22 protein-coding genes, 2 pseudogenes and 1 riboswitch are annotated in these 25096 nt (G+C 61.0%); of the genes and pseudogenes, 19 read left to right on the forward strand and 5 right to left on the reverse strand.

Annotated elements, in window-relative coordinates; genetic code table 11:
- The first annotated feature begins 36 nt into the window (after window positions 1-36).
- The 6 genes and pseudogenes from G3A56_RS11710 to G3A56_RS11735 all read left to right on the forward strand — a co-directional run bounded on the left by G3A56_RS11710 (window position 37) and on the right by G3A56_RS11735 (window position 5674).
- Window positions 37-1050, forward strand: coding sequence for an aldo/keto reductase (locus tag G3A56_RS11710; RefSeq protein WP_082183267.1), 1014 nt, complete (start codon window positions 37-39; stop codon window positions 1048-1050).
- Between the two features lie 4 nt (window positions 1051-1054).
- Window positions 1055-1876, forward strand: a complete 822-nt coding sequence (locus G3A56_RS11715) for an amidohydrolase family protein (protein ID WP_082183266.1) — start codon at window positions 1055-1057, stop codon at window positions 1874-1876.
- Window positions 1877-1879: 3 nt separating this feature from the next.
- Window positions 1880-2890 (forward strand): zinc-binding alcohol dehydrogenase family protein, encoded by a 1011-nt coding sequence (locus tag G3A56_RS11720; RefSeq protein ID WP_082183264.1) that lies wholly within the window; start codon window positions 1880-1882, stop codon window positions 2888-2890.
- Window positions 2887-4019, forward strand: a pseudogene (locus G3A56_RS11725) (mannitol dehydrogenase family protein). Before G3A56_RS11720 ends, G3A56_RS11725 begins: the two are co-directional and overlap by 4 nt.
- A gap of 11 nt (window positions 4020-4030) precedes the next feature.
- Window positions 4031-4360, forward strand: coding sequence for an L-rhamnose mutarotase (locus G3A56_RS11730; protein WP_082184543.1), 330 nt, complete (start codon window positions 4031-4033; stop codon window positions 4358-4360).
- Window positions 4361-4396: 36 nt separating this feature from the next.
- Window positions 4397-5674 (forward strand): L-fuconate dehydratase, encoded by a 1278-nt coding sequence (locus G3A56_RS11735; protein ID WP_082183259.1) that lies wholly within the window; start codon window positions 4397-4399, stop codon window positions 5672-5674.
- On the opposite strand, the gene cobD is transcribed toward G3A56_RS11735, so the two are convergent.
- Entirely contained in the window at window positions 5675-6703 is a 1029-nt protein-coding gene (cobD, locus tag G3A56_RS11740) for a threonine-phosphate decarboxylase CobD (RefSeq protein ID WP_082183257.1), read from the reverse strand.
- Here cobD and cbiB point away from each other — a divergent pair.
- Entirely contained in the window at window positions 6702-7667 is a 966-nt protein-coding gene (gene cbiB, locus G3A56_RS11745) for an adenosylcobinamide-phosphate synthase CbiB (RefSeq protein WP_082183254.1), read from the forward strand. The two genes, cobD and cbiB, sit on opposite strands and share 2 nt — an antisense overlap.
- Here the strand turns inward: cbiB and G3A56_RS11750 are convergent.
- A complete protein-coding gene (locus tag G3A56_RS11750) occupies window positions 7654-9111 on the reverse strand; it encodes a cobyric acid synthase (protein WP_082183253.1) in 1458 nt (485 codons plus the stop codon). The two genes, cbiB and G3A56_RS11750, sit on opposite strands and share 14 nt — an antisense overlap.
- A 1-nt stretch (window position 9112) precedes the next feature.
- Window positions 9113-9730, reverse strand: a complete 618-nt coding sequence (gene cobO / locus G3A56_RS11755; RefSeq protein WP_082183250.1) for a cob(I)yrinic acid a,c-diamide adenosyltransferase — start codon at window positions 9728-9730, stop codon at window positions 9113-9115.
- 135 nt (window positions 9731-9865) lie between these two features.
- Window positions 9866-10082: riboswitch (cobalamin riboswitch) on the forward strand.
- Window positions 10083-10202: 120 nt separating this feature from the next.
- On the opposite strand from cobO, the gene G3A56_RS11760 reads away from it, so the two are divergent.
- The 7 genes and pseudogenes from G3A56_RS11760 to G3A56_RS11790 all read left to right on the forward strand — a co-directional run bounded on the left by G3A56_RS11760 (window position 10203) and on the right by G3A56_RS11790 (window position 18619).
- Window positions 10203-10628: a DUF1636 family protein gene (locus G3A56_RS11760; RefSeq protein ID WP_082183249.1), complete on the forward strand. Its 426-nt coding sequence runs from the start codon at window positions 10203-10205 to the stop codon at window positions 10626-10628.
- Window positions 10625-11662, forward strand: coding sequence for a cobalamin biosynthesis protein CobW (gene cobW / locus G3A56_RS11765; RefSeq protein WP_082183247.1), 1038 nt, complete (start codon window positions 10625-10627; stop codon window positions 11660-11662). Before G3A56_RS11760 ends, cobW begins: the two co-directional genes overlap by 4 nt.
- A 101-nt stretch (window positions 11663-11763) precedes the next feature.
- The gene (cobN, locus tag G3A56_RS11770) at window positions 11764-15114 is read left to right on the forward strand and encodes a cobaltochelatase subunit CobN (protein WP_082183245.1); all 3351 of its coding nucleotides are present in this window, start codon (window positions 11764-11766) and stop codon (window positions 15112-15114) included.
- Window positions 15111-16468 (forward strand): annotated as a pseudogene (gene cobG / locus G3A56_RS11775) (precorrin-3B synthase). Before cobN ends, cobG begins: the two are co-directional and overlap by 4 nt.
- Complete coding sequence (locus G3A56_RS11780; RefSeq protein WP_082183241.1) at window positions 16465-17097, forward strand: precorrin-8X methylmutase; 633 nt, start codon at window positions 16465-16467, stop codon at window positions 17095-17097. The pseudogene cobG and the gene G3A56_RS11780 overlap by 4 nt, the downstream one beginning before the upstream one ends.
- Window positions 17094-17861, forward strand: coding sequence for a precorrin-2 C(20)-methyltransferase (locus tag G3A56_RS11785; protein WP_082183239.1), 768 nt, complete (start codon window positions 17094-17096; stop codon window positions 17859-17861). The genes G3A56_RS11780 and G3A56_RS11785 overlap by 4 nt, the downstream gene beginning before the upstream one ends.
- Window positions 17858-18619, forward strand: coding sequence for a precorrin-3B C(17)-methyltransferase (locus G3A56_RS11790; protein WP_082183237.1), 762 nt, complete (start codon window positions 17858-17860; stop codon window positions 18617-18619). The genes G3A56_RS11785 and G3A56_RS11790 overlap by 4 nt, the downstream gene beginning before the upstream one ends.
- On the opposite strand, the gene G3A56_RS11795 is transcribed toward G3A56_RS11790, so the two are convergent.
- The gene (locus tag G3A56_RS11795) at window positions 18586-19362 is read right to left on the reverse strand and encodes a cobalt-precorrin-6A reductase (protein WP_082183235.1); all 777 of its coding nucleotides are present in this window, start codon (window positions 19360-19362) and stop codon (window positions 18586-18588) included. The two genes, G3A56_RS11790 and G3A56_RS11795, sit on opposite strands and share 34 nt — an antisense overlap.
- Here G3A56_RS11795 and cbiE point away from each other — a divergent pair.
- The 3 genes from cbiE to cobM are packed head-to-tail and all read left to right on the forward strand — an operon-like array spanning window position 19361 to window position 21821.
- Window positions 19361-20638, forward strand: a complete 1278-nt coding sequence (gene cbiE / locus G3A56_RS11800) for a precorrin-6y C5,15-methyltransferase (decarboxylating) subunit CbiE (protein ID WP_082183233.1) — start codon at window positions 19361-19363, stop codon at window positions 20636-20638. The genes G3A56_RS11795 and cbiE overlap by 2 nt on opposite strands.
- On the forward strand, window positions 20632-21051 hold the full coding sequence (locus tag G3A56_RS11805) for a cobalamin biosynthesis protein (RefSeq protein ID WP_164056382.1): 420 nt from the start codon (window positions 20632-20634) through the stop codon (window positions 21049-21051). Before cbiE ends, G3A56_RS11805 begins: the two co-directional genes overlap by 7 nt.
- Window positions 21048-21821 carry a precorrin-4 C(11)-methyltransferase gene (gene cobM, locus G3A56_RS11810; RefSeq protein ID WP_082183228.1) on the forward strand — a complete coding sequence of 258 codons (774 nt, stop codon included), beginning with the start codon at window positions 21048-21050 and terminating at the stop codon, window positions 21819-21821. The genes G3A56_RS11805 and cobM overlap by 4 nt, the downstream gene beginning before the upstream one ends.
- On the opposite strand, the gene G3A56_RS11815 is transcribed toward cobM, so the two are convergent.
- On the reverse strand, window positions 21776-22906 hold the full coding sequence (locus G3A56_RS11815) for a cobalt-precorrin-5B (C(1))-methyltransferase (RefSeq protein ID WP_164056383.1): 1131 nt from the start codon (window positions 22904-22906) through the stop codon (window positions 21776-21778). The two genes, cobM and G3A56_RS11815, sit on opposite strands and share 46 nt — an antisense overlap.
- 59 nt (window positions 22907-22965) lie before the next feature.
- On the opposite strand from G3A56_RS11815, the gene cobA reads away from it, so the two are divergent.
- Together cobA and G3A56_RS11825 are read left to right on the forward strand one after the other, a co-directional pair.
- Window positions 22966-23754: a uroporphyrinogen-III C-methyltransferase gene (cobA, locus tag G3A56_RS11820; protein WP_082183226.1), complete on the forward strand. Its 789-nt coding sequence runs from the start codon at window positions 22966-22968 to the stop codon at window positions 23752-23754.
- Complete coding sequence (locus G3A56_RS11825; protein ID WP_003492708.1) at window positions 23751-25067, forward strand: cobyrinic acid a,c-diamide synthase CobB; 1317 nt, start codon at window positions 23751-23753, stop codon at window positions 25065-25067. The genes cobA and G3A56_RS11825 overlap by 4 nt, the downstream gene beginning before the upstream one ends.
- Window positions 25068-25096 lie beyond the last annotated feature (29 nt).

Genomic DNA, 25096 nt, shown 5'->3' on the forward strand with positions numbered 1-25096 from the left:
GCCATCCCGCTCTGCTAAAAATCAGAAAGCCCCGCGATGAAAGTCTCCGATACCCGCAAATTGCCGCGCCGCGCCGTCGAAGTCACCATGATGGGCCTTGGTTGCGCCCAGATGGGCAATCTCTACCGCGTCACGCCCTATGAGGAATCCAAAGGCGCGTTCGACAAGGCATGGGAATGCGGCATTCGTTATTTCGATACCGCGCCTTTTTACGGGTACACACGTTCGGAGCGCCGTCTTGGAACCATGGTGACGGAGCATGACCGTGGTGAATACACGCTCAGCACCAAGGTCGGTCGCGTCATGGTTCCGGATGCAACCGTTGGCCCGGAAGAGGACGCCTATATTGCGCCCCTGCCCTTCCGTCCGGTCTATGACTATTCCTATGACGGTATCCTGCGGTCCTTCGAAGCCAGCCAGCAGCGGCTCGGCGTTCTGAAGCCGGATATTCTTTATGTGCACGATATCGGTTCCTACACACATGGCGAGAAGCAGCAGCATTACTGGGAGCAGCTGACAAGCGGCGGCGGCTTCCGGGCGCTTGGCAAGCTGCGCGACGAAGGGTCGACGGGCGCCATCGGCCTTGGTGTCAACGAGTGGGAAATCGTCCGCGATGCCATGGATGTTTTCGATATCGACGTTGCGATGCTCGCCGGCCGCTATACGCTGCTCGAGCAGCAGAGCCTCGCCTTCATGAACCGCTGCGCGGAAACCGGCGTTGCGATCGTGGTCGCCGGTGCGTTCAATTCTGGCATTCTGGCCGGTAACCGCAAATTCAATTATGCCGACGCGCCTGCCGACATCATCACCCGTGTGGATGCCTTGCAGGGCGTTTGCGACGAAGTTGGCGTTTCCCTGCAGGCGGCCGCGCTGCAATTTCCGCTCGGTCATCCAGCCTCCGTCACGGTCGTCTCCGGCGCGCGCAATGCGCAGCAGCTTGCCTCCAACATCGAATGGTTCGAACAGGCGGTCCCGGATGAATTCTGGGTCGAGCTGCAAAAGCGCGGCCTGATCTCCGAAGGCGCGCCTGTGCCCGGCGGAAAGGCCTGAGGCCATGATCATCGACGCTCACCAGCATTTCTGGCTGATGAAGGATCGTGTCGGGCAATGGCCGCCGCCGTCTCTCTCCGCCATCTACCGGGATTTTTTGCCGGCCGATCTGTCGCCTCTGCTGGTTACGGCCGGGGTCTCCGGCACGGTGCTGGTGCAGACGATGGAAGACGCGGCCGATACGGATTTCATGCTGGAACTGGCGGAGCAAACGGATTTCATCAGGGGTGTGGTCGGCTGGGTGGACATGAAGTCCGTTGATGCGGCGGTGGGAATCGCCCGTCGTGCAAAACACCCGGCATTCAAAGGCGTGCGCCCGATGCTGCAAGGCATGGAGGACGTTGCCTGGATAGACGATCCGGCGCTCGATCCCGCCGTGGATGCGCTGGTGAAACACAGGCTCGTGTTCGATGCGCTGGTATTGCCGCCAAATCTGCCGCATCTCCTGTCTTTTGCCCGCCGGCATCCGCAATTGCCTGTTGTGATTGATCATGGCGCGAAGCCGCTTATCGCCACCGGTCACTATAGGGAATGGCGCAAAGATATGGCGGCCCTGGCGGCCCTTCCCAACCTTCATTGTAAGCTTTCCGGTCTCTTGACCGAGCGCGGTGATCAGCGGCCGGAGGCGGTCAGGCCCTATGCCGAAACCATTCTGGAGTTGTTCGGCGGAAACCGCGTGATCTTCGGCAGCGACTGGCCGGTCTTGCGACTGGCCGGCGATTATCAGGAATGGCTGGATTTCTGCCGCGATATCGTCCCGGCGGAGGACCATGCGGCAGTCTTTGGCGGCAATGCCATTCGTTTTTATTCCCTTTCCCACAGGTGATGCATGCTGGCAATTTTCTGCGAGACCCCCGGTCAACTCCTCCCAAAGGAACTGCCGAAACCCGTGCGTGGCGAAGGTGACGTGCTGGTACGCATTCGCCGCATCGGTGTCTGCGGTACGGATCTGCATATCTTTACCGGCAACCAGCCCTATCTTTCCTATCCGCGCATCATGGGCCACGAGCTTTCCGGCACGGTAGAGAAGGCACCGGAAGGCAGCCATCTTTCGGCAGGCGATGTCGTTACCGTTATCCCTTATATCTCCTGCGGCGAATGCAGCGCCTGCCTGAAGGGCAAGAGCAATTGCTGCCGCAACATCGGTGTGCTCGGCGTTCATCGTGATGGCGGCATGGTCGAATATCTGAGCGTTCCGCAAAAGTTCGTGCTCAAGGCGGAGGGCCTCAGCCTCGATCAGGCGGCGATGACGGAATTTCTGGCGATCGGCGCGCATGCCGTGCGCCGTGGCGCGGTTGAAAAAGGGCAGAAGGTTCTGGTCGTCGGCGCCGGACCTATCGGCATGGCGGTTGCGGTTTTCGCCGTTCTCGATGGCGGCGAAGTGACCATGATTGACGGGCGCACCGACCGGCTGGATTTTTGCAAGGAACATCTCGGCGTTGCCCATACGGTCACGCTCGGCGAGGGTGACAAGGACCATCTGTTACATATTACCGATGGCGATTTCTTCGATGCGGTTTTCGATGCGACCGGTAATCCGAAAGCCATGGAGCGCGGTTTTTCCTTTGTCGGCCATGGCGGCTCCTATGTGCTGGTTTCCATCGTCGCCAGCGATATTACCTTCAACGATCCGGAGTTTCACAAGCGTGAGACGACGTTGCTCGGCAGCCGCAATGCGACGCCGGAGGACTTCGAGCGGGTGTTGCAGGCGCTGCGGGAAGGAAAGGTGCCGGAAGCCCTCATCACCCATCGCATGACGCTTGCCGATGTGCCTGCCAAATTCGCCGGGCTGACCGATCCGAAAGCCGGAGTCATCAAGGGCATGGTGGAGGTCGCATGACGCCTGACACACCCATCCTGCAATTCGGCACCAGCCGCTTTCTTCTCGCGCATGCGGATCTGTTTATTTCGCAAGCGTTGGACAAAGGCGAAGCTCTGGGGCGCATCGCAATTGTCCAGACAACGGGCAATGCGGAAAGCCTGAAGCGCGTTGCGGCGCTGAATAGCGGTGCCCCTATCCCGTGCGTATCCGCGGCATTCGCGATGGGCAGGAGGTGGATGAAGAAATTTCCGGCAAGGCTGTCGCATTGGCGCTGACGGCGGATACGGACTGGGCCGAGGTTCGACGCATTGCCTGCGAGGCCGAAGTCATTCTGTCCAATACCGGCGATCGCGGTTATGAGCTGGATTCGTCTGATGGACCGGGTCTTGCCGACGATTTCAGGCGCGTTCCGAAGAGCTTTCCGGCCAAGCTGTGCGTGCTGTTGCTGGAGCGTTTTCAGACCAATCCGGAAGCGGCACTGTCGATCTTCCCCTGCGAGCTTGTTCCGCGCAATGGCGGCCGCCTCAAAGCGGTTGTTCGCCAGCTTGCAGACGAGTGGCAATTGCCGGCGGGATTTGCCTTTTACCTCAATGAAAAATGCCGTTTCGCCAATAGCCTGGTGGATCGCATCGTATCCGAGCCAATCGATCCGGTTGGTGCGGTGGCGGAACCCTATGCACTTTGGGCCATCGAAAAGCAGGAAGGTCTCGTCCTTCCCTGCGACCACCCGGCAATGGTGCTGACGGACGACTTGGACCACTACGAAAAGCTGAAGCTATTCCTGCTCAATCTCGGCCATTCCTATCTTGCCGAGCGCTGGTTGCGGGATGGTCGCGTAAAAGACGAGACGGTTCGCTACGCAATGGCCGATGATGCATTGGTCGACGATCTTGAAACGCTCTGGCGTGACGAGGTGCTGCCGGTCTTTGCAGCGGAAGGCATGGGGGATGAGGCGCAGGCCTATATCGGTGTGCTGCGGGAGCGTTTGAGAAATCCCTTTCTCGCGCATCGGCTCGCCGACATCGCCGGCAATCATGATGAAAAGAAACGCCGTCGCTTCATCCCGATCATCGCTGCTGCAGAACGCCTCGGATTGAACCTGCTGCAACCGAAGCTGCGCGCGGCGCTCGCCACCATCAAGCAATAATGGAGTTTTTCATGCAGCGTATGGGCATGGTCATCGGCGTCAAACCGGACATGATTGCTGAATATAAAAGACTGCACGCCGCCGTGTGGCCCGAAATTCTGGCGCTGATCAGCGACTGCAACATCCGCAACTACACGATCTTCCTGCGCGAGCCGGAAAATCTGCTGTTCGGCTATTGGGAATACCACGGCAGTGATTTCAGCGCCGACATGGCGAAGATGGCCGCAAGCCCGAAGAACAAGGAATGGTGGTCTTTCACCATTCCCTGCCAGCAACCGCTCGAAAGCCGAAAGGAAGGCGAGTGGTGGGCAATGATGGAAGAAACCTTCCACCACAATTGAACGATTTCCTTTGACACTGACCGCGAGTGAACGGCCATGACCAAAATTACAGATCTGCGTGTTTTCGACCTGCGTTTCCCCACCTCCCAGAGCCTCGACGGTTCGGATGCGATGAACCCCGACCCGGACTATTCGGCGGCTTACGTCATTCTCGATACCGACGAGGCGGGACTGAAAGGCCACGGGCTGACCTTCACCATCGGCCGCGGCAATGATATCTGCTGCATGGCCATTGAGGCGATGCGCCATCTCGTCGTCGGTACTGATCTTGCGACCGTTACCGAGAACCCAGGCAAATATTGGCGGCATCTGACGAGCGACAGCCAGCTGCGCTGGATCGGCCCGGACAAAGGCGCGATGCATCTCGCCACCGGCGCGGTCGTCAATGCTGTCTGGGATCTGCTGGCCAAGAAGGCGGGAAAGCCGGTCTGGCAGCTCGTTGCCGATATGAGCCCGGAAGAAATCGCCGACATCGTCGACTACCGCTACCTGACCGATGTGCTGAGCCGCGACGACGCGCTTGCAATCCTTAAGAAAGCCGAAAGTGGCAAGAAGGAGCGGATCGAGACGCTGAAGAACGAAGGTTACGCCTGCTACACGACCTCGGCCGGCTGGCTCGGTTATGACGACGCCAAGCTGCGCCGTCTTTGCCAGGAAGCGATCGATGCCGGCTTCAACCATGTGAAGATGAAGGTTGGCCGCGATCTGGAAGACGATATTCGTCGTCTCACCATCGCCCGCGAGGTGATCGGTCCCGACCGTTATCTGATGATCGACGCCAATCAGGTGTGGGAAGTGGACCAGGCCATCGACTGGGTCAAGAAGCTTGCTTTTGCCAAGCCTTTCTTCATCGAAGAGCCGACCAGCCCGGACGACATTGCCGGCCATCGCAAGATTCGCGCGGCCATCGGTTCCGTGAAAGTGGCGACGGGCGAAATGTGCCAGAACCGTATCATGTTCAAGCAGTTCATCGCCGAAGGCGCAATCGATGTCGTGCAGATCGACAGCTGCCGCATGGGTGGTCTCAATGAGGTGCTGGCAGTTCTCCTGATTGCCGCCAAATACGGCCTGCCGGTCTGGCCGCATGCCGGCGGCGTCGGCCTTTGCGAATACGTCCAGCATCTGTCGATGATTGACTACCTCGTGGTTTCCGGCACCAAGGAAGGCCGCGTGATCGAATATGTCGACCATCTGCACGAGCACTTCATCGAACCCTGCGATATCAGAAATGCTGCTTACATGCCGCCGAAACTGCCTGGCTTCTCCATCGAAATGAAGCCGGAGTCTATCGAGACCTATACGTTCGAAGAATAATCAGAAGGATGACAGCGCTTCTTCGAGGCGCTGCCATTCCTCTTCAGCACCGGGAAGGCCGAAACGCATGTCGTTCGGCCTTTCATCAAAGACGCGTACCAGAATGCCGCGCCGGCCAAGATGATCGAACAGGTCAATGGCGCGGTGGTCCCTTACCAGAGTAAACAGGGACGTGCCGCCGGCAATCGTTAGTCCCGCTTTTTCCAGCAGGCCATTCATACGCCGTGCCTCTTCCGCGAGACGGAGACGCATGGACGATTGCCATTCCTTGTCTGTCAAAGCTTGCGCTGCGATGTGCAGTGCCGGGCCGGAAACTGCCCAAGGGCCAAGCCTTGCCTCCAGTTCTCCAGCGATCTCTGGACGTGCGAGCGCAAAACCGAGCCGGACACCCGCCATGCCGTAAAACTTGCCGAAGGAGCGCAGCACCACCAGTGCTTCATAATCGGCAGCATTTGCGAGGCTTTCGGCACCTCCAGTTTCGATGAAGGCCTCATCCACCACGAGCAGGCCGCCCTTCCGGTGCATGGTCTTGGCCAAGGACAACAAGTCTTCGCGATCGATAACGCGGCCATCGGGATTGTTGGGATTAACGACCACGGCATAATCAGATGCCGCCAGGCCGCTGATGTCCTCCACTTCGGTCACAGTCAGTCCGGTCATTCGGGCGGTTCGGGCGTGTTCGGCATAGGCGGGGGAAAGCACGGCTCCGCTTTTCGCTCCGCGGTGGACCGCGATATGAGCCAGCAATGGCATCAGCATCTGGGTGCCGGGAGAAAGCGAAACATGCCGGTCAGAAGGCGCGCCGAAAGAGGCAGCTGCGAGCCCTTTTAATTCTTCGGCTGCGTCAGGCTCCGGCAGGCGGGCAAATGCGCTGGCGGGAATGGGCGAATGCGGGTAGGAGTGCGGATTGATCCCGGTCGACAGGTCGATCCACGGTTCCGGCGCTTCAGGAAACATCAGGCGCGCCCTGCCGAGATTGCCGCCGTGACGGATCGCAGTCTGCGCCTTTTCTGGTACTGTCTCGCCCATGTTCTTTGCTCTCGCTTTCCTGTCGCTCGTGATCGAACGCCTGACCGGTTATCCGGACTGGCTGTTCAAGCGCATCGGCCATCCCGTCACCTGGATCGGTTCGCTTATCGCGCTGCTGGACAAAAAATGGAACCGGGAGAGCGCGTCATTTTCGCAGCGTAAGGCGGCCGGCGTTGTGGCTCTGGTCGTTTTTGTAGGGCTGACTGTATTTCTCGCATGGTTTGCGCAGTCGCTTCTTATGTTCCTCCCCTTCGGTCTGTTGCTTGTTGCGGTGCTCGGGGCGTCGCTTCCGGCACAGAAAAGTCTGGAACAGCATGTGGAGGCCGTCGCCATCGCACTGGAGCGCGAGGGGGTGGAGGGGGGCCGCAAAGCCGTTTCGATGATTGTCGGCCGCGATCCGCAGGCGCTGGATGAGGCCGCGATATGCCGGGCGGCGATCGAAAGCCTGGCCGAGAATTTTTCCGACGGCATCGTTGCCCCTTCCCTCTGGCTAGGTCTTCTGGGGCTGCCGGGTGGTGCGGGTTACAAGGCGATCAATACGGCTGACAGCATGATTGGCCATCGCTCGCCGCGCCATGAAGCCTTTGGCTGGGCGTCGGCGCGGCTGGACGATCTGGTCAATCTGCCGGCATCGAGGCTGAGCGGCGGTCTTTTCGTACTTGCGGCATTTTTTGTGAAAGGCGCATCGCCGGGTGGAGCCATTGCCGCGATACGCCGCGATGCGCGTCATCACCGCTCCCCCAATGCTGGTTGGCCGGAGTCGGCGCTTGCGGGTGCTCTCGGTTTCGCCCTTGCCGGTCCACGTTCCTACGGTGGGCAGATGATCGAAGCCCGCTTCATGGGCGAAGGCGGAAGAACGGCGTTGGTTGCCGGCGATATTCGCACGGCGCTTCGATTGGCGCGGATCGCAGACTTCTTGCTGATTGGGCTGTTCGGGTTACTGGCGATCCTTATCGCGCTATAGAAAGCAGTCTGTCGAGATCGAGGTGGTATTCCATATGGGCCGCGAGACGATCAAGAACGGCGTCCACCTGCGCTTCGTAGTTCAGTTCCGTGCTTTCTCCACCAAGCCGCTCAAGCCATGCACCACGCTGGCGATCATCCGCAAACAGACCATGTATATAGGTCCCGAAGATGCGGCAATCGGGCGATATCGTGCCCTCCGTATGTCCGTCGATGTTCGAAAACGGGAGATTGCCCGTTACGCTCGTCGTTTCGCCGACATGCATTTCATAGCCGGATAAATTAACTCCGTCGAAACTCCTGCCCTGCACGGAGACGAGCCTCTTGTCGCCGGTCAAAACCGTCGTCACATCCAGCAGGCCAAGCCCTTCCACCGTCGCGGGTGGTCCTTCGATGCCATCAGGATCGGCAATGGTTTTTCCAAGCATCTGGTATCCGCCGCAGAGGCCGAGAACATAGCCGCCACGCCGCACATGCGCCTTGATGTCGATATCGAGCCCCGCATTTTTAAGCACGGCAAGATCGGCGATGGTAGATTTCGAACCGCAAAGCAGAACCAGCCTGCAATCGGCGGGTATGGTCTCGCCCGGCCGCACGCGGATCAACTCCACATCCGGCTCCATGTCGAGGGGATCGAGATCGTCGAAATTGGAAATATGCGGCAGGATCGGCACGGCGATGCGGATCTTCGCGCCGGGCTTGTGTTGCGCCGGGCCGGAAAGCCCGAGAGCATCTTCGGCCGGCAATTTCGCAGCATCGGAAAAATGCGGCAGAAGCCCGATGGACGCCCAGCCGGTTTTTTCCGCAATCATTCGCATACCGTCCGAAAACAGTGACGGATCGCCGCGAAAGCGGTTGACGATGAAGCCCTTTATCATCGCGGCATCGTCGGGGTCGAGAACGGTTCTTGTACCCACGAGGCTGGCGATGACCCCGCCTCTGTCTATATCGCCGATCAGGATGACGGGAGCATCGGCCGCGCGGGCAAAGCCCATATTGGCGATGTCGTTGGCGCGCAGGTTGATTTCGGATGCGCTGCCCGCCCCTTCCACCAGCACCAGATCGGCCCGTTGTTTCAGGTGCTCGAAGCTTTCCAGCACGCGCGGCATCAGCCCGGCTTTCATGTGCTGGTAATCGGCGGCTTTGGCATTGCCGACAATTTTACCCTGCACCACCACCTGTGCGCCGGTTTCGCTCTGCGGCTTCAAAAGCACCGGGTTCATGTGAACCGACAGCGGAACGCCCGCTGCACGCGCCTGCAGCGCCTGCGCGCGGCCTATCTCGCCGCCATCGGCGGTGACCGCGGCATTGTTCGACATGTTCTGCGGCTTGAACGGCATGACGGACAGGCCGCGTTTGACGAAGGCACGGGCAAGGCCGGCCACCATCAGCGATTTGCCGACATCCGAGCCGGTTCCCTGAAACATCAGCACGCGTGCAGTCATCTCAGAATTCTATCCCTGCCTGCGCCTTCACACCCGCCTTGAAGTGATGTTTGACGAGGGTCATTTCCGTCACCATGTCGGCGGCGTCGATCAACGGTTGCTTGGCGTTGCGGCCGGTGACGATGACATGCAGATCGGGCCGGCGGCTGGAAAGGGTTTCGACGACTTCTTCCAGCGGCAGGTAATCGTAACGCAGCGCGATATTCAACTCGTCGAGGATCAGGAGGCCGATCGTTTCGTCAGCCATCAGGACCTTGGCTTCTTCCCAGGCCTTTGCGGCTGCCATGACATCGCGCTTCAGGTCCTGCGTGTCCCAGGTAAACCCCTCGCCCATGGTACGCCAGACGACCTTGTCACCGAAGAGCGTCAGCGCCTGCTGTTCACCCGTGGACCATGCGCCCTTGATGAATTGCACCACGCCGACCCTGCGTCCGGTGCCGAGCATGCGCAAAGCAAGGCCGAAAGCCGCCGTGGACTTGCCTTTACCGGGGCCGGTATTGATCATCAGCAGACCTTTTTCGATGGTCTTTTCCGCGACTTCGGCATCCTGAACCGTCTTGCGGTTCACCATTTTCTGCCGGTGGCGTTCGGCTTCGCTGTCGCTGATGTCGCGTGTCATCGCGTTTTCCTTCTCGTCCAGCGGCGCGGGGCCGGATGCCCCTGCCTTTCGGAGCGGCGACTATACCCAATTTGCCGCACCCGGCAATGCGGCCAGCCAACGGGCCGCGGCATTGACCCCCACGCCCGTTCAGCCTAAGGGTAAGGGACTGACGGTCTTTTCCCGGCAACGGGAAAAGCTAAGAGGGAACACGGTTCCGCCCTGACAGGGGTCATTCCGTGGCTGCCCCCGCAACTGTAAGCGGCAAGCCCGCACCGTAAAGCCACTGAACCTCTAAAGATGGTTCGGGAAGGCGGTGCCCGGGTGTTTTAAAGCCGCAAGCCAGGAGACCTGCCGTTTCAGGAAAAACGTCTGCCGGGCGGGGTGCTCCGGTCAGTCGGTCAGATCGAACAGCCGGCTCTGCGCTTTTCCGCATGCCGTTTTCGACATCCGCACCCCGATGAGTTTTTAAAGGCGCGGAAAGCGAAACGGTTTGGATATTACAGCGGTCTCTTCATGTGCGAATTCGGAGGCGGAAGGCGAAAACGCCTCCGGCGTCGTCGTTTTTGTCTGCCGCAGCTGTCGCGATGAAACCGATCCCAATGCGGAGCCGCGACCCGGTGCACGTCTTGCGGATGCCGTCATGGCAACGGCGCAGGAAGCCGGCATTGTCGTCCGTTCCGTCAATTGTCTTGCCAATTGCAAACGCGGCCTCAGCGCCGTGCTTCGCGGCGGCGACGGCTGGTCCTATGTCTTTGGCGGGCTGACGCCCGACGATGCGGAAGACCTGCTGACCGGCGCGCGCATGCTGGCCGCCTCCGCAGATGGCCTGATGCCCTGGCGCGGCCGCCCCGATACATTGAAGCGCGGCATGGTGGCGCGCATTCCCCCATTCGATTTTACCGAGGAGAGATCATGAGCACCCTTCTGGACCGCGTTCCCTGCACCATCGTCACCGGCTTTCTGGGGGCCGGAAAAACCACGCTGCTGCGCGGTCTTCTCGAAAAGCTTGATGGCAAGCGACTGGCCATCATCGTCAATGAGTTCGGTGATATCGGCATCGATGGCGAAATCCTCAAAGGCTGCGGCATTGAGAGCTGCCCGGAGGAAAACATCGTCGAACTGGCCAATGGCTGCATCTGCTGCACGGTCGCGGATGATTTCCAGCCGGCCATTGAACAGATCCTCAGCCGCCAGCCGAAGGTGGAGCATATCCTCATCGAGACCTCGGGCCTTGCCCTGCCGAAGCCCCTGGTGCAGGCGTTCCAGTGGCCGGCGATCAAGAGCCGCGTAACGGTGGATGCCGTGGTGGCTGTCGTGGACGGTGCCGCCCTTGCAGAGGGCCAGGTGGCGCATGACATGGAAGCGCTTGCCGCCCAGCGGGCGAATGACGAAGCGCTCGATCACGACGATCCGGTGGAAGAAGTCTTCGAGGATCAGGTCGCCTGCGCCGATCTCATCGTCCTCACCAAGGCCGATCTCCTTGATCACGCCGGTCTGGAAAAGGCGAAGGCTCATATTCTCGAGCATCTGCCGCGGGCTGCGAAGATCGTCGTCGCCTCGAATGGTGCAATCGACCCCGCCGTTCTGATTGGTCTCGGCCTTGCGGTGGAGGAGGATATCGAAAACCGCCGCACCCATCATGATGGCGAGCTTGACCACGAACACGACGATTTCGACAGCTTCGTCATCGATCTGCCCGCCGTGACCGATCCGGAAGCACTGGCCACCCGTATCGCGGAAACTGCTGCTGCGGAAAACGTTCTTCGCATCAAGGGTTTCGTTGAAGTTTCCGCCAAGCCGATGCGCCTGCAGGTGCAGGCTGTCGGCAGCCGCGTCAACCATTATTACGATCGGCCATGGGCAGCCGGTGAGGAGCGCCGCAGCCGCCTCGTCATCATCGGCGAGAAGGGCATCAACCGCGAAAAGATCGAACAGATGCTGGCCGCCTGACATAAAGCACGTCCGGTTTAAACGGAATCATCGGACGTGCTGTCTTGTTTGCGCATTGTCGGACGCAAAACTGCACTGCACTTTTACTGGAAATGCCTTAGATGCATATTCTCGCCACCACATCCTCGTCTCTGGACGATCTGGTCGAGCCGGTTGATCTCAATCAGCCGCGATCGGATGTGGTGATGCTGTCTTTTTCGGCAAGCGATCTTGCCGGGCTGGAACAGGCATGGCGGCAGGTGGGGTCCAGACTTCCTTCCCTGTCCGCCGCCAACCTCTCCGAACTTCGGCATCCGATGTCAGTCGATCTGTGGATCGAAAAAACGGCGGAGCACGCCCGTGTCATCCTTATCCGGATTCTGGGCGGTGCGGAGCGCTGGCGTTACGGCGTGGATCAACTCTCCATAATGGCGCGACGGCGCGGCATAAAGCTTCTGTTATTGCCTGGTGAGTGCAGCGAGAGGGACGAGAAGCTGGAGGCGGCCTCGACCGTCGATCGACAGACGCTTTCCTCAGTCCTCTCCTTCTTCCGTGAGGGTGGGCGGGAGAATATGGACCGGCTTGCCTCCGGGCTTTCGGTTCTTGCAAGCGGTGGCGCATGGCCGGATATCGAGGCCCAACCGCTGCCGAAAGCGGGTTTCTACCGGCCCGGTAAAGGCGTTGTGGATCAAGCGGAAGCCTGCGTGGGTTACCCCGCCGATGCACCTATTCTGCCCATTCTCTTTTACCGCTCCATGCTTCTGGCTTCGGATTCTGCGCCCGTCGATGCGCTGTTTCATGGGCTCGCACAGCGCGGTTTTAGCCCTTTGCCGATTTTCGTCAGCGGCCTGAAGGATGCGGAGGCGATCCGCTTTCTTGAAACCGTGCTGCCGGATATCAAGCCCGCGGCCATTGTTGCCGCCACGGCTTTTGCCAGTCAGACGGACGACGGTGGCAAAACCCTGTTTGATCGCCTCGGCGTGCCGGTGTTTCAGGTGGTCATGGCGACGACGCACCGCGACGGCTGGGCGGAAAATGCGCGCGGTCTCAACCCATCCGACCTTGCCATGCATGTGGTTTTGCCGGAACTCGATGGCCGGATTCTTGCCGGTGCTATCTCATTCAAACAGATGCGGACCGATGGCGGTGTCAGCCTCGTTAACACGCCGGAAGCGGATCGTGTCGAGCAGGTGGCAAACCGCATCGCTGCGTTTCTGCGGTTGAAACAGTCTGCGCCGCAGGAACGGCGGATCGTTATTTTGATGCCGGATTATCCGGGTGCTGCGCCGGGGCGCACCGGTTATGCCGTTGGTCTCGATGTGCCGCAAAGCGTGCTTGAAATGCTGCGCGATCTGGCCGCGGCCGGATATGCCGTTTCGGATATTCCCGAAACGGCGCGGGCTTTGCTGGATTGTGTCGAGCAGCAGGAAGCGTCTGTCGAACTTTCAGCCTATCAGGATTTTCTCGCGGCTTTGCCTGACGGGGCTGCTGCCTCCGTGGATGCCACGTGGGGTTCCGCCGAACGGGATGATGCGCTAGCCAACGGCGCATTCCGTTTTCGCGTCGCTCGTTTCGGCCAGGTCTTTGTGGCGCTGGCGCCGGACCGGGGGCGGAACGAGGACCGCCGGGTGGATTACCATGACCCTGCCCTGCCGCCACGCCATGCGCTCGTCGCTTTCGGCGCCTGGATGCAGCGGGTCGCGGATGCGCATGCCATCGTGCATGTGGGTGCGCATGGCACGCTTGAATGGTTGCCGGGCAAGACGGTGGCGCTTTCCCGCGATTGTTTTCCCGAGATCGTCGCTGGTTCGTTGCCGGTGATCTATCCGTTTATCGTTTCCAATCCGGGCGAGGCGGCCGTCGCCAAACGGCGGATTGCTGCTGTTACCATCGGCCATGTTCCGCCGGTGCTGGTACATGCCGGACTTTCGCCGGAACAATTGGCTTTGGAACAACTTGTCGATGAATATGCACAGGCGGACGGGCTTGACCGCCGCCGCCGTGACCGGTTGGCAAAACTGATCGTAGAGAAGGCACTGGAAACCGGGCTCGCGGCCGATGCGGGCGTGGGGGCTAAGGACGATGCCGATGCGGCGCTATCGCGCATTGATGCCTTTCTCTGCGACCTGAAGGATTTTGCCATCAAGGATGGCCAGCATGTTTTTGGCCGCAGCCCTGAAGGCGAAATCGATCTTCTGAGGCTTGAAAGCGCTGCGGCGGAAAAAGCAGCGCTGCTTGCCGCGCTCGATGGCCGCCATATTGTCCCCGGCCCGTCAGGCGCGCCCGCGCGCGGGCGTCTCGATGTGCTGCCGACGGGTCGCAATCTTTATGCCGCCGATCCGCGCACCATGCCGACGCCGACGGCTTTCGAACTGGGCCGCATGGCGGGTGAAGAAGTGCTTCGGCACCATCTGCAGTCCCATGGCGACTGGCCGAAACATCTGGTTTTTGATCTCTGGGGCAGCGCCAGCCTGCGCAATGGCGGCGAGGATGTGGCGCAGGCGCTGCATCTGATGGGGGCGAGGCCGATCCATGACCCGGCCACGGGTCGCGTCACAGGCATCGAGGTTCTGCCGCCCGCCAGTATCGGGCGGCCGCGTGTCGACGTCACATTCAGGATTTCCGGCTTGTTCCGCGACATGTTTCCAGCGCTCATTGCTCTTCTCGACGCAGCGGCCAAGGCCGTCGCGCGGCGGGATGAAGCGCCGGGCGACAATCCTCTGGCGGAAGAGGCGGTGGCACTCGGGCACATACCGGCACGTATCTTCGGCTCCGCACCCGGCACCTATGGCGCAGGTATTGAGGAAAAACTCGCCAGCGGGAAATGGGAAGAACGTGAGGAACTGGGCCAGGCTTATCTCGATTCGGCAAGTCACGCCTTCGGCGGTGCCGATGGGCTTGAGATTTTCGAGAACGCCGGTTTTGTTGAGCTGGTACGTCGGGCCGACCTTCTCGTTCACACCGGTGACGATCCGGGCCGGGATCTTCTCGACGGCTCTTCCGATGTCGCCTTCATTGGGGGGTTTTCCGCCGCAAAGGCAGTACTTGGCGGCGTTGCCGATATTGTGGCGCTGGATACGACCGATCCCGCGCGTCCGCGCGCCCGGTCCATTTCTCAGGCGCTGACCCGCGTGGTGCGGGCCCGCGCCGTCAACCCACGCTTCATTGCCGGCCAGATGCGGCACGGCCCGCGCGGCGCCGCGGAATTTGCCGAGACGGTTGACCGGCTGATCGGCTTTGCCGAAACCACCCATGCGGTTTCTTCCTCGCTGATCGAGGCGCTTTATGACGCCTATTTCGGCAATGAGGACGTGCGCGATTTCATCCTGCGGGAAAATCCGAAGGCGGCGGAGGTGATGGCGACGCGCTTTTTATCCGCCCGTCGGCGCGGCCTGTGGCACAGCCGACGCAATGCGGTTGATGTGGAACTTGAAATGCTGATCCTGCCCCGTTCTGAAAGGGTCGGCGCATGAGGACGGCCCCTTCCGATCCGGTCCAGCCATTTGGCCGCCGTGGGACGTGTCCGGCCTTGTCGACCCCGATGCTGACCGGTGACGGATACCTGTCACGCATCGCATTCGAGGCTGATATTGCGCCCCATGACATGATAGCGCTTTGCGAACTTGCCGAGCGGCACGGCAACGGGCTGATCGACATCACGGCACGCGGCAGCCTGCAATTTCGCGGCCTGACGCGGGAAAGCGCCTGCGACCTGGAGAATGATGTTCTGGCGCTCGGTTTGCCGCTTCGCGACGGACTGGCAGTCGAGACCTCACCCCTTGCCGGCCGGGACGATCAGGAAATCGCCGATGGCAGTTCTCTTGCCGGCGAGATTCGCAGAGAGGCTGCTGCGCTGGCGCTGCATGAAAAGCTCGCCGCCAAAATGTCCGTCGTCATCGATGGGGGCGGCCGTCTTTCCATGGGCGATTTGCTGGCCGATATCCGCCTGAAAGCGGTGCGGCTTGAGGGCCGCGTTTTCTGGCAATTGTCTGTCGGGGGCCGGAGAGCAAGGCGTTGCGCGCGGGATTTGTCGAGGCCGACAAGGCGGCGGATGTTGTCCTGTTGCTGCTCGTTCATCTGGCCGGCAAGGGACCGCTTGCCCGGGGCCGTGATCTAGATTTGCGAACGATAAAGGCGATTTGCGGAGACCGCCTGGTGGATAGGGAGATTGAAGGCGAGACGCCCGCGACTTCTTTGCCGCTGGGGTTGATGGCGATCGGCAACGGCACTTTCGCTGCCGGTGTCGGACCTGCTTTTGCGCAAGTCAGTGCCTCCGATCTGTCGCGGCTCTGTGATCTGGCGCGCGCAGTTGATATCGAAACATTGCGACCCTCGGTCAATCATAGCCTGCTATTTTTCGGGTCACCGGATGCTTGCCGTGCATTGATCCAGACCGCGGGCACTTCCGGTTTCATCACAAGGGCAGGTGATGCGCGGTCTTCCATCGCCGTCTGTCCCGGCGCGCCGGGATGCGCTTCGGCGTTCTTTCCCACCCATGATCTGGCCGCCTTTGCATCCGAGGAATGCGCCTCGTTGCTCGACGGCTCCTTCACGCTGCATATCTCCGGCTGCGGCAAGGGTTGCGCGCATCCCGCCGCGTCGCTCTTGACCTTTTCCGGCACCGTCGATGGCCTGGCCTTTTCGATTTCGGGCCGCGCCTGCGACCCGCAGGACGGTATTTTACCTTTAGAGCAACAGAGGACGGCGCTTTCGCGGCTTGCCCGTCTTTACGAAAAAGAACATAAGCCCGGGGAAAACGCTGCCAACCTCATCGCCCGCCTGGGCAGAGAGGCAATCGCTGCGGCGCTTCGACAGGATGACCGATGACCGACCATGACTATATTCGCGACGGCAATGCGATCTATGAGCGCTCCTTCGCCATTGTCCGCGAAGAAGCGGATTTATCCGCCTTTACCGAAGAACAGGCGGATATTGCCGTTCGCATGATCCACGCCTGCGGGCAGGTGGAGGCGGCCAGCCATTTCCGGTTCTCACCGGATTTCGTTGCCGCCGCACGCGGCGCTTTGCTGGCGGGCAAGCCCATACTTTGCGATGCGGAAATGGTTGCCCATGGCGTGACCCGCGCTCGCCTTCCGGCCAATAATGACGTGATTTGCACCCTTCGCGATCCGCGCACGCCGGAACTTGCAAAAAAGATCGGCAACACCCGCTCCGCCGCAGCGCTCGATCTCTGGGCGGACAAGCTGGACGGCGCTCTCGTTGCCATTGGCAACGCGCCAACAGCACTGTTCTATCTTCTGGAAATGCTGGAAAAAGGCGCTGCACGTCCTGCCGCCATCATCGGCATGCCGGTCGGTTTTGTCGGCGCGGCGGAATCGAAGGATGCGTTGGAGGCTAGTTCGCTCGGCATTCCTTATGCCATCGTCAAGGGACGCATGGGTGGCTCGGCCATGACGGCTGCCGCCGTCAACGCGGTTGCGAGGGCAGGTCTGTGAGCGCTGCTCTTTTTGAACACACCAAGGGTAAACTGGTCGGTGTCGGAACCGGCCCTGGCGATCCCGAGCTTCTGACGCTGAAAGCCGTGCGCGCCATCGAAAATGCCGATGTCCTTGCCTTCTTCTGCAAGAAAGGCAGCAGCGGCAATGGTCGCGGCATCGTTGAGGCCTTCATTCGTCCGGGCACGCTGGAAATGCCGCTGGTCTATCCGGTCACCGTCGAGAGCGACAAAAACGGCGAGGACTATCGCGGCGCAATCGCCGCCTTTTTCGATCAGTCGGCCATGGATATTGCTGCCCATCTCGATGCCGGGCGCAATGTCGCCGTGCTGTCGGAAGGCGATCCGCTGTTTTACGGCTCCTATATGCACCTTCATCTGCGGCTTGCGCCCTCCTATGAGGCGGAGGTCGTCGCTGGCATCACCGCCATGTCCGGCTGCTGGTCGATGGCCGGTCTACCGCTGGTGCAGGGTGACGATATCTTGAGCGTGCTTCCCGGCACGCTGGCGGAAGATGTGCTGACAGAGCGCCTGTCCGGCACGGATGGCGCCGTGATCATGAAGGTGGGGCGCAACCTGCCGAAGATCCGCCGGGCGTTGGAAAAAGCCGGCAAGCTTAACGAGGCGCTTTATGTCGAGCGCGGCACCATGGCGAACAGCCATGCCGTGCCGCTGATCGAGCGGGACGCATCGCCCGCGCCCTATTTTTCGCTGGTTCTGGTGCCGGGCTGGAAAACCAGACCCGCTGGCGGTGAAACGCCATGACCGGCCGGCTGGTGGTTGTCGGCCTCGGCCCCGGCAGTGCGGCGCAGGTGACACCGGAAGCGCTCGCCGCCGTTGAAGCATCAGAGGATTTCTTCGGTTATATTCCCTATCTCGACCGTCTGGCGCTCAGACCCGGCCAGCGCCGCCATGCCTCTGATAATCGCGAGGAAATCTCCCGCGCCCAACAGGCGCTGCGGCTTGCCGCCGCTGGCGGCAAGGTCTGTGTGGTTTCGGGCGGCGATCCCGGCGTTTTCGCCATGGCGGCGGCGGTTTGCGAGGCGATTGAAAACGGCCCGTCTGAATGGCGCGAGATAGACTTTTCGGTCGTGCCGGGCGTGACGGCGATGCTCGCTGTTGCCGCAAGAGCCGGCGCGCCTCTCGGGCATGATTTCTGCGCCATTTCGCTGTCGGACAATTTGAAGCCCTGGGGCATTATCGAAAAGCGGCTTATCGCGGCGGCGGAAGCCGGATTCGTGATGGCCTTCTACAATCCCGTAAGCAAGGCGCGCCCGCACCAGCTTGGCACCGCCTTCGATCTCTTGCGGGCACATTTGCCCGGTTCGGTGCCGGTGATCTTCGGCCGGGCGGCAGGCCGGGCGGATGAACGTATCCGGGTCGTGCCTTTGTCGGAAGCATCAAGCGATATGGCGGATATGGCCACCTGCATCATCGTCGGCTCGGTGGAAACGCGTCTGATCGAACGCTCCGAGAAAGACCCGCTGGTCTATTCGCCACGTTTTTCGAAAAGAGAAAGCTGATGGCGGATGGTGGTGAGCGCAGTCGCTACATCAGGCACGTTCGCGTCATTGGCGTCGTTCCGCTTGGGCGGCCGCTCGATCATGATGACCGGAACGCCGAGACGCCTCGCCGCTTCGATCTTGTCATAACTGGCACTGCCGCCGGAATTCTTGGAAATAACAGTCTCGATACTGTTTTCTTCCAGCATGCGGATTTCGTCATTGAGCGCAAAGGGGCCGCGTGCGGTGATATAGTGCGCATCCGGCACCTTGAGCGGCGGCTCCACCGGATCGACGCTGCGGATAAGATAGCGGTGCTGAGGGGCGGCTTCGAAAGGGAGAAGTTCCTGCCGTCCGAGCGCCAGAAACACGCGCTTGCCTTCGCTGCCGAGCGCCGTAACGGCCTGTTCGACGGTATCGACACTCTGCCACCTGTCACCCGGCTGGCGCTGCCAGGCGGGGCGCGAAAGCGCTACGAGCGGAACTTTGGCAAGTCGGGCTGCCTCGATGGCGTTGGCGGAAATCCTCGCCGCATAGGGATGGGTGGCGTCCACGAGAATATCGAAGCCCTCGGCGCGAATGAAATCCGCAAGACCCGTCGCACCGCCAAATCCGCCGCTGCGCATCGGCACGGGCTGTTCCACTGGCGAAAGCGTGCGTCCGGCCATGGAGAGCAGGATTCGGTAGCCGGAGTCCTCTGCCAGCCTGCCGGCCAGAATGCGGGCATCCGCCGTGCCGCCAAGGATGAGTATGGAGCGTGTCATGACGTCTGAATATTCTGGAACGGACAACGCTTCCACTCAAAAGAAGGCTTCCGCTGAAAAGAAAGAGAAGCCGTGGCTTTCCATCGTTGGCATTGGCGAGGATGGGTTTGAGGGGCTCGGCCGGAATGCCATTGCGGCAATAGAGGCGGCCGAGATCGTTTTCGGCGGCAAACGCCATCTGGAACTGGCGGCCGCGGCCATTCATAGCGAAGCGCGCCCTTGGCCGGTGCCGTTCGATGCGGAGATGAGCGATGTCGTGGCGTTGCGCGGCGGCAAAGTCTGCGTGCTCGCCTCCGGCGATCCGTTCTTTTATGGTGTCGGCGTTACACTTCTGCGGCGAATCAATGCGGATGAGACAGTCTGCTATCCATCGCCTTCCGCCTTTTCGCTTGCCGCGGCGCGGCTTGGCTGGGCCTTGCAGTCTGTCGACTGCGTGTCGTTGCATGGGCGCTCCATCGATCTTTTGCGACCGCACCTGCATCCGGGTGCAAGGATCATCGCGCTGACTTCGGATGAACGTGCGCCGGCTCTGATCGCGGAACTGCTGACCAGTTCGGGTTTCGGCCAGTCGGAATTTGTCCTGCTTGAAGCTTTGGGCGGACAGCGGGAAAAGCGGCGGCAGGTCAGGGCGGCTGATTTTGCCTTTGACGACATAGATCCGTTGAACGTCGTGGCCATCGATGTTGTCGCTGCTGAGGGCGCACGTGTTCTGCCTTTTGCACAGGGGCTTGATGACAGCCTGTTTGAGCATGACGGGCAGATCACCAAGCGTGAAATTCGTGCCGTGACGCTTTCATCGCTGGCCCCGCGCCGGGGCGAGTTGCTGTGGGATATCGGTGCCGGTTCGGGTTCAATCGGTATCGAATGGATGCTGTCGCACCCCTCGCTTCGTGCCATCGCCATAGAGCATCACCCGGAAAGGGCGGAACGTATCGCCCGTAATGCCGAGGCATTTGGCGTTCCGGGGCTTGAAGTCCTGATCGGTGCGGCACCTGCGGCTTTTGAGGGCCTGCCTCAACCGGATGCGATCTTCATTGGTGGTGGCGGCAGCGAAGCGGGTGTGCTGGAAGGCGCCATGCAGGCCCTGAAACCGGGCGGACGGCTGGTCGCCAATGCGGTGACGCTGGAAATGGAGGCGGTGTTATTCGATGCCCATGCGCGACTTGGCGGTTCTATGATCCGTCTCGACGTGTCGCGCGTTGTTGCTCTCGGCTCCATGTCTGGCTGGCGTCCGGCGATGCCGGTGACGCAGTGGAGCTGGGTCAAGCCATGCTGACCGTCGCTGGTATAGGCTGCCGTAAAGGCACGGGTTCGGATGCAATTATAGCAGCCGTGCGCGCCGCCGAGCTTGCTTTCGGCGTGACCGTCGAATGCCTGGCGACTGCGCCGCTCAAGGCAGAAGAAGCTGGTCTTGTGGAAGCGGCGAAACGCCTGTCGTTGCCGCTTGAAATCGCATCGCAGGAATGGCTCGAGGCGGTTGCTTCGAAAACAATGACATTTTCACAGGCAAGCCTCGATCATGCCGGGACGCCCAGCGTCAGTGAAGCGGCGGCACTTGCCGCAGCCGGAGAAAATGCGCGGCTGGTTGCGGCGCGTCTTGTGGTTGGCGATGTGACGGTGGCTATCGCCACGACAAGGGATGCGTCACATGACCGCGAGCGTGCCATCGAACATGGAGAACAACAATGACAGTTCATTTTATCGGCGCTGGTCCGGGTGCTGCCGACCTCATCACGGTGCGCGGGCGTGATCTTATCGCTGCCTGCCCGGTCTGCCTTTATGCCGGTTCGCTGGTTCCGAAGGCGCTGATCGATTATTGCCCGCCGGGTGCACGCATTGTCGATACGGCCGCACTGTCGCTGGATGAGATCGAGGCGGAATTCGTTGCGGCGGCAAAGGCGGGCAAGGATGTGGCGCGGCTGCATTCCGGCGATCTCTCCGTCTGGAGCGCCATGGGTGAACAGATCCGCCGGCTCGAACGGCTGGGTCTCGACTACACTGTGACTCCTGGCGTGCCCTCGTTTGCCGCTGCCGCTGCCACCCTGCAGCGGGAACTGACGGTGCCGGAAGTGGCGCAAAGCCTTGTACTGACCCGTATTTCAGGCCGCGCTTCGAAAATGCCCGAGGGCGAGACGCTGAAAGCCTTCGGTGCGACAGGTACTACGCTTGCCATCCACCTCGCCATCCATGCCATCGGCAGGGTGGTGGAAGAACTGACGCCGCTTTGCGGTTCCGATTGCCCTGTTGCCATCGTCGTTCGCGCCTCCTGGCCGGACGAGCGGGTCATTCGCGGCACCTTGTTCGACATTGAAGGGAAACTGGCCGCCGAGCCGGTGGAGCGGACGGCGCTGATCTTCGTCGGGCGCGGGCTTGCCTCGACGGATTTTCGTGAGAGCGCACTTTATAGCACCGATTATGTACGCCGGTTCCGGTCCCCGAAGGAAGATGCGAAGGGTTGATGCGACGGCGTGGAGGCGGTGCGCCCCTTGAGCGTACCCTGACGATCGAAAACCAGAATATCGAGCGCGATGGTGGGCGTCTTCAGCGCGGCGGCCGCGGTTACCCAGGCTTTTTCCGCAACGATCGCACCGAGGTCAATCCCGGCGCCTTCGGCCAGCTCAAAAGCGTGCGCGACCATGTTGGCCTGACGGATGGCGGCTGCAAGATTCTCATCTCCGCCGGCTTCGGTTGCCAGCTCCGCCAGCGCGTCGAGATCGGCGAGGCCTTTCTTGGAGTGGACATCGAGCATGCCCTGGGCAAGCTTCGTCATCTTGGCGACGCCACCGGCAATCGTGACCCGCTCTACAGGGTGGCTGCGCAGATATTTCAGCATGCCGCCGATGAAATCGCCCATGTCGATCAGCGCGGTCTCCGGCAGGTCGTAAATCGCCCGTCCGGCTTTTTCCGAGGTATTGCCGGTTGCGCCGAGCAGATGGGCGCAGCCGGTCGCGCGCGCCACATCGATGCCGCGCCAGATGGAATGTATCCATGCCGAGCAGGAAAATGGGATGACGATGCCGGTGGTGCCGAGAATGGAAATGCCGCCAATGATGCCGAGCCTGCCATTCAGGGTCTTTTCCGCCAGTTTCTCACCGTCACGGACGGAAATCTCGACTTCGAAATCGGCATTCTCTCCGGCGACCTCGTGAATGGCGGTTTCGATCATCTTGCGCGGCACGGGGTTGATGGCAGGTTCGCCCGGCGGCAGGGGCAATCCCGGCCGGGTGATGGTGCCGACGCCTTTTCCGGCCCTGAAGGTGATGCCGCTTCCCGGTTGGCCATGTCGCACTGTACTTTCGATCAGCGCTCCGTGGGTGACGTCCGGATCGTCGCCCGCATCCTTGACGACACCCGCACGGGCGAAGTTTTCGCCTTTTTCCTCGGTGGCGAGGGAAAATGCCGGCCGCGCGCCGCTTGGAAGTTGGACTTCGACAGGGTAAGGAAACTCGCCGGTCAGAAGGGCGGCGCAAGCCGCCTTCGAGGCCGCCGCCGCGCAGGTGCCCGTGGTCCAGCCGCGGCGAAGGGTCTTTCCATCTGTTTCCATATGAATTCCTATAGCCGGGACGGCTTTTTCCGTCATCGTTAAAAAAGCAGCCGAGAAGAATGTCGATACGCCAAGTTTTAAACAGCATCGCCGCAAAAGGTCCGGTCTTTGAGCCCGGTCACGTCTGGCTCGCAGGGGCGGGACCGGGGGATGTGCGTTATCTGACACTCGAAGTGGCGCTTGCGCTTTCGCAGGCCGATGTGATCGTTCGCGATGCGCTGGTCAGCGACGATGTCGTTGCCCTTGGTCCCCAGGCTGAAATCGTCTTTGCCGGCAAGCGTGGCGGCAAGCCTTCGGCAACGCAGGACGACATTACCGCCTCGCTGATCGATCTCGCCCGGCAGGGTAAGAAGGTGTTGCGGCTTAAGGGTGGCGATCCCTTTATTTTCGGGCGTGGTGGTGAAGAGGCGGAGGCGCTGATCCTAGCCGGTATCCCGTTCCGTATCCTGCCGGGCATGACCTCGTCGCTCGCAGCCCTTGCTTCCGCGCATATTCCCGCCACCATGCGCGGCATCAGCCGCGCCGTCACGCTCGCCACGGGCCATGCCGCCGGTACTGAAGAGGATCTGGACTGGCTAGCGCTGGCGAAAACGCACGAACCCATTGTCGTTTATATGGGGCTCAAGAATATAGGTTCTATCGCCGATCTTCTGATGCAGGGCGGCCGTTCAGGAATAACGCCGGTCGCCGTCATCATGTCGGCAACGACGGCGCAGGAGCGCATTTTTATCGGAACGCTGGAAAGCATAGCTGACGATGCAAAGCGGGAAAAATTCGAGGCGCCGGCCCTGATCGTCATTGGCGAGATTGTTTCGATGAGAAACCGCCTCGGTGGAGCCGGATCATGACGGCCCGGGCGATCATCATCGGTGCACCGCGCTCCGGTTCCGGCAAGACCAGCGTGACTATTGGCCTGCTCAGGGCCTTTGCAAGACGCGGCGTCAAGGTGCGCGGCATCAAGACCGGGCCTGACTATATCGACCCCGGCTTCCATGCCTTTGCCACCGGCACGCCTGGGCTCAATCTGGACAGCTGGGCCATGCGGCCGGAACTGCTGCGGCACCTGTTCTTGCAGCAGACTGACGGCGCGGACCTCGTTCTGATCGAAAGCGCCATGGGCCTGTTCGACGGCATTCCCGTGGCGGAAAACCGTACCGGGTCGGCGGCGGATCTGGCCCGGCTGTTCGGCATTCCCGTGCTGTTGGTGCTGGATGTGTCCGGCCAGTCGCAGACGGCGGCGGCTGTCGCCCATGGTTTTGCCCATTACGATCCGGACGTCACAATGGCGGCGGTGGTGCTGAACCGGGCCGGCAGCGAAAGACACCGGACGCTGTGTACGGAGGCCATCGAAAAAATCGGACTGCCTGTCGCAGGCTGTGTATTGCGCGATCCGTCGCTCATCCTGCCGGAGCGGCATCTGGGGCTGGTGCAGGCCAGCGAACATCCGGAAATTGACGCGCATATAGAACGGCTGGCGGATGCGATGGAAAGGTCCATCGATCTCGATGCCCTGCTTTCGCTCGCCGCGCCGGTGGATGTGCCCCTAGGCTTGGCGGAGGCGGCGATTGCGCCGCCCGGCCAGCGTATCGCGCTTGCGGACGATGCGGCTTTCACCTTCCTTTATCCGCATCTGAAGAGCCATTGGCATACGGCCGGAGCCGAGATCGTGCCCTTCTCACCGCTCGCAGACGAGGCGCCTGATGAGACCTGCGACATTTGCTGGCTGCCCGGTGGCTATCCAGAGCTTTACGCTGGAAAGCTTGCCGATGCGGTCGGGTTCAAAGCGGGCATTACCCGTTTCGCCGCGACAAAACCGGTCCACGGTGAGTGCGGCGGCTATATGGTGCTTGGCGCGGCGCTGGAAGATGCCGAGGGTGTAACCCATGCCATGACCGGGCTCTTATCCCATGCCACCAGTTTCGCGACGCGCAAGATGAATCTCGGTTATCGGCAGGCGACGATCGTGGCAGATGGACCGCTCGGCGGAGCGGGCGAGATCCTGCGCGGCCATGAGTTTCATTATGCGCGTGTTATCGATCCGGGCCACGATGAGCCTTTCGCCCAGATTGCTGACGGGCAGGGTCGTCCGCTCGGCCCCTCTGGCGGCAGGCGGGGTCTCGTTTCAGGCACTTTCTTCCATGCCATCGCCAGAGGCGGTTGATCGTCCCGGACATTTGCCTTCCCGGATCA

It is taken from the genome of Rhizobium oryzihabitans (assembly GCF_010669145.1).
Classification (GTDB): domain Bacteria; phylum Pseudomonadota; class Alphaproteobacteria; order Rhizobiales; family Rhizobiaceae; genus Agrobacterium; species Agrobacterium oryzihabitans.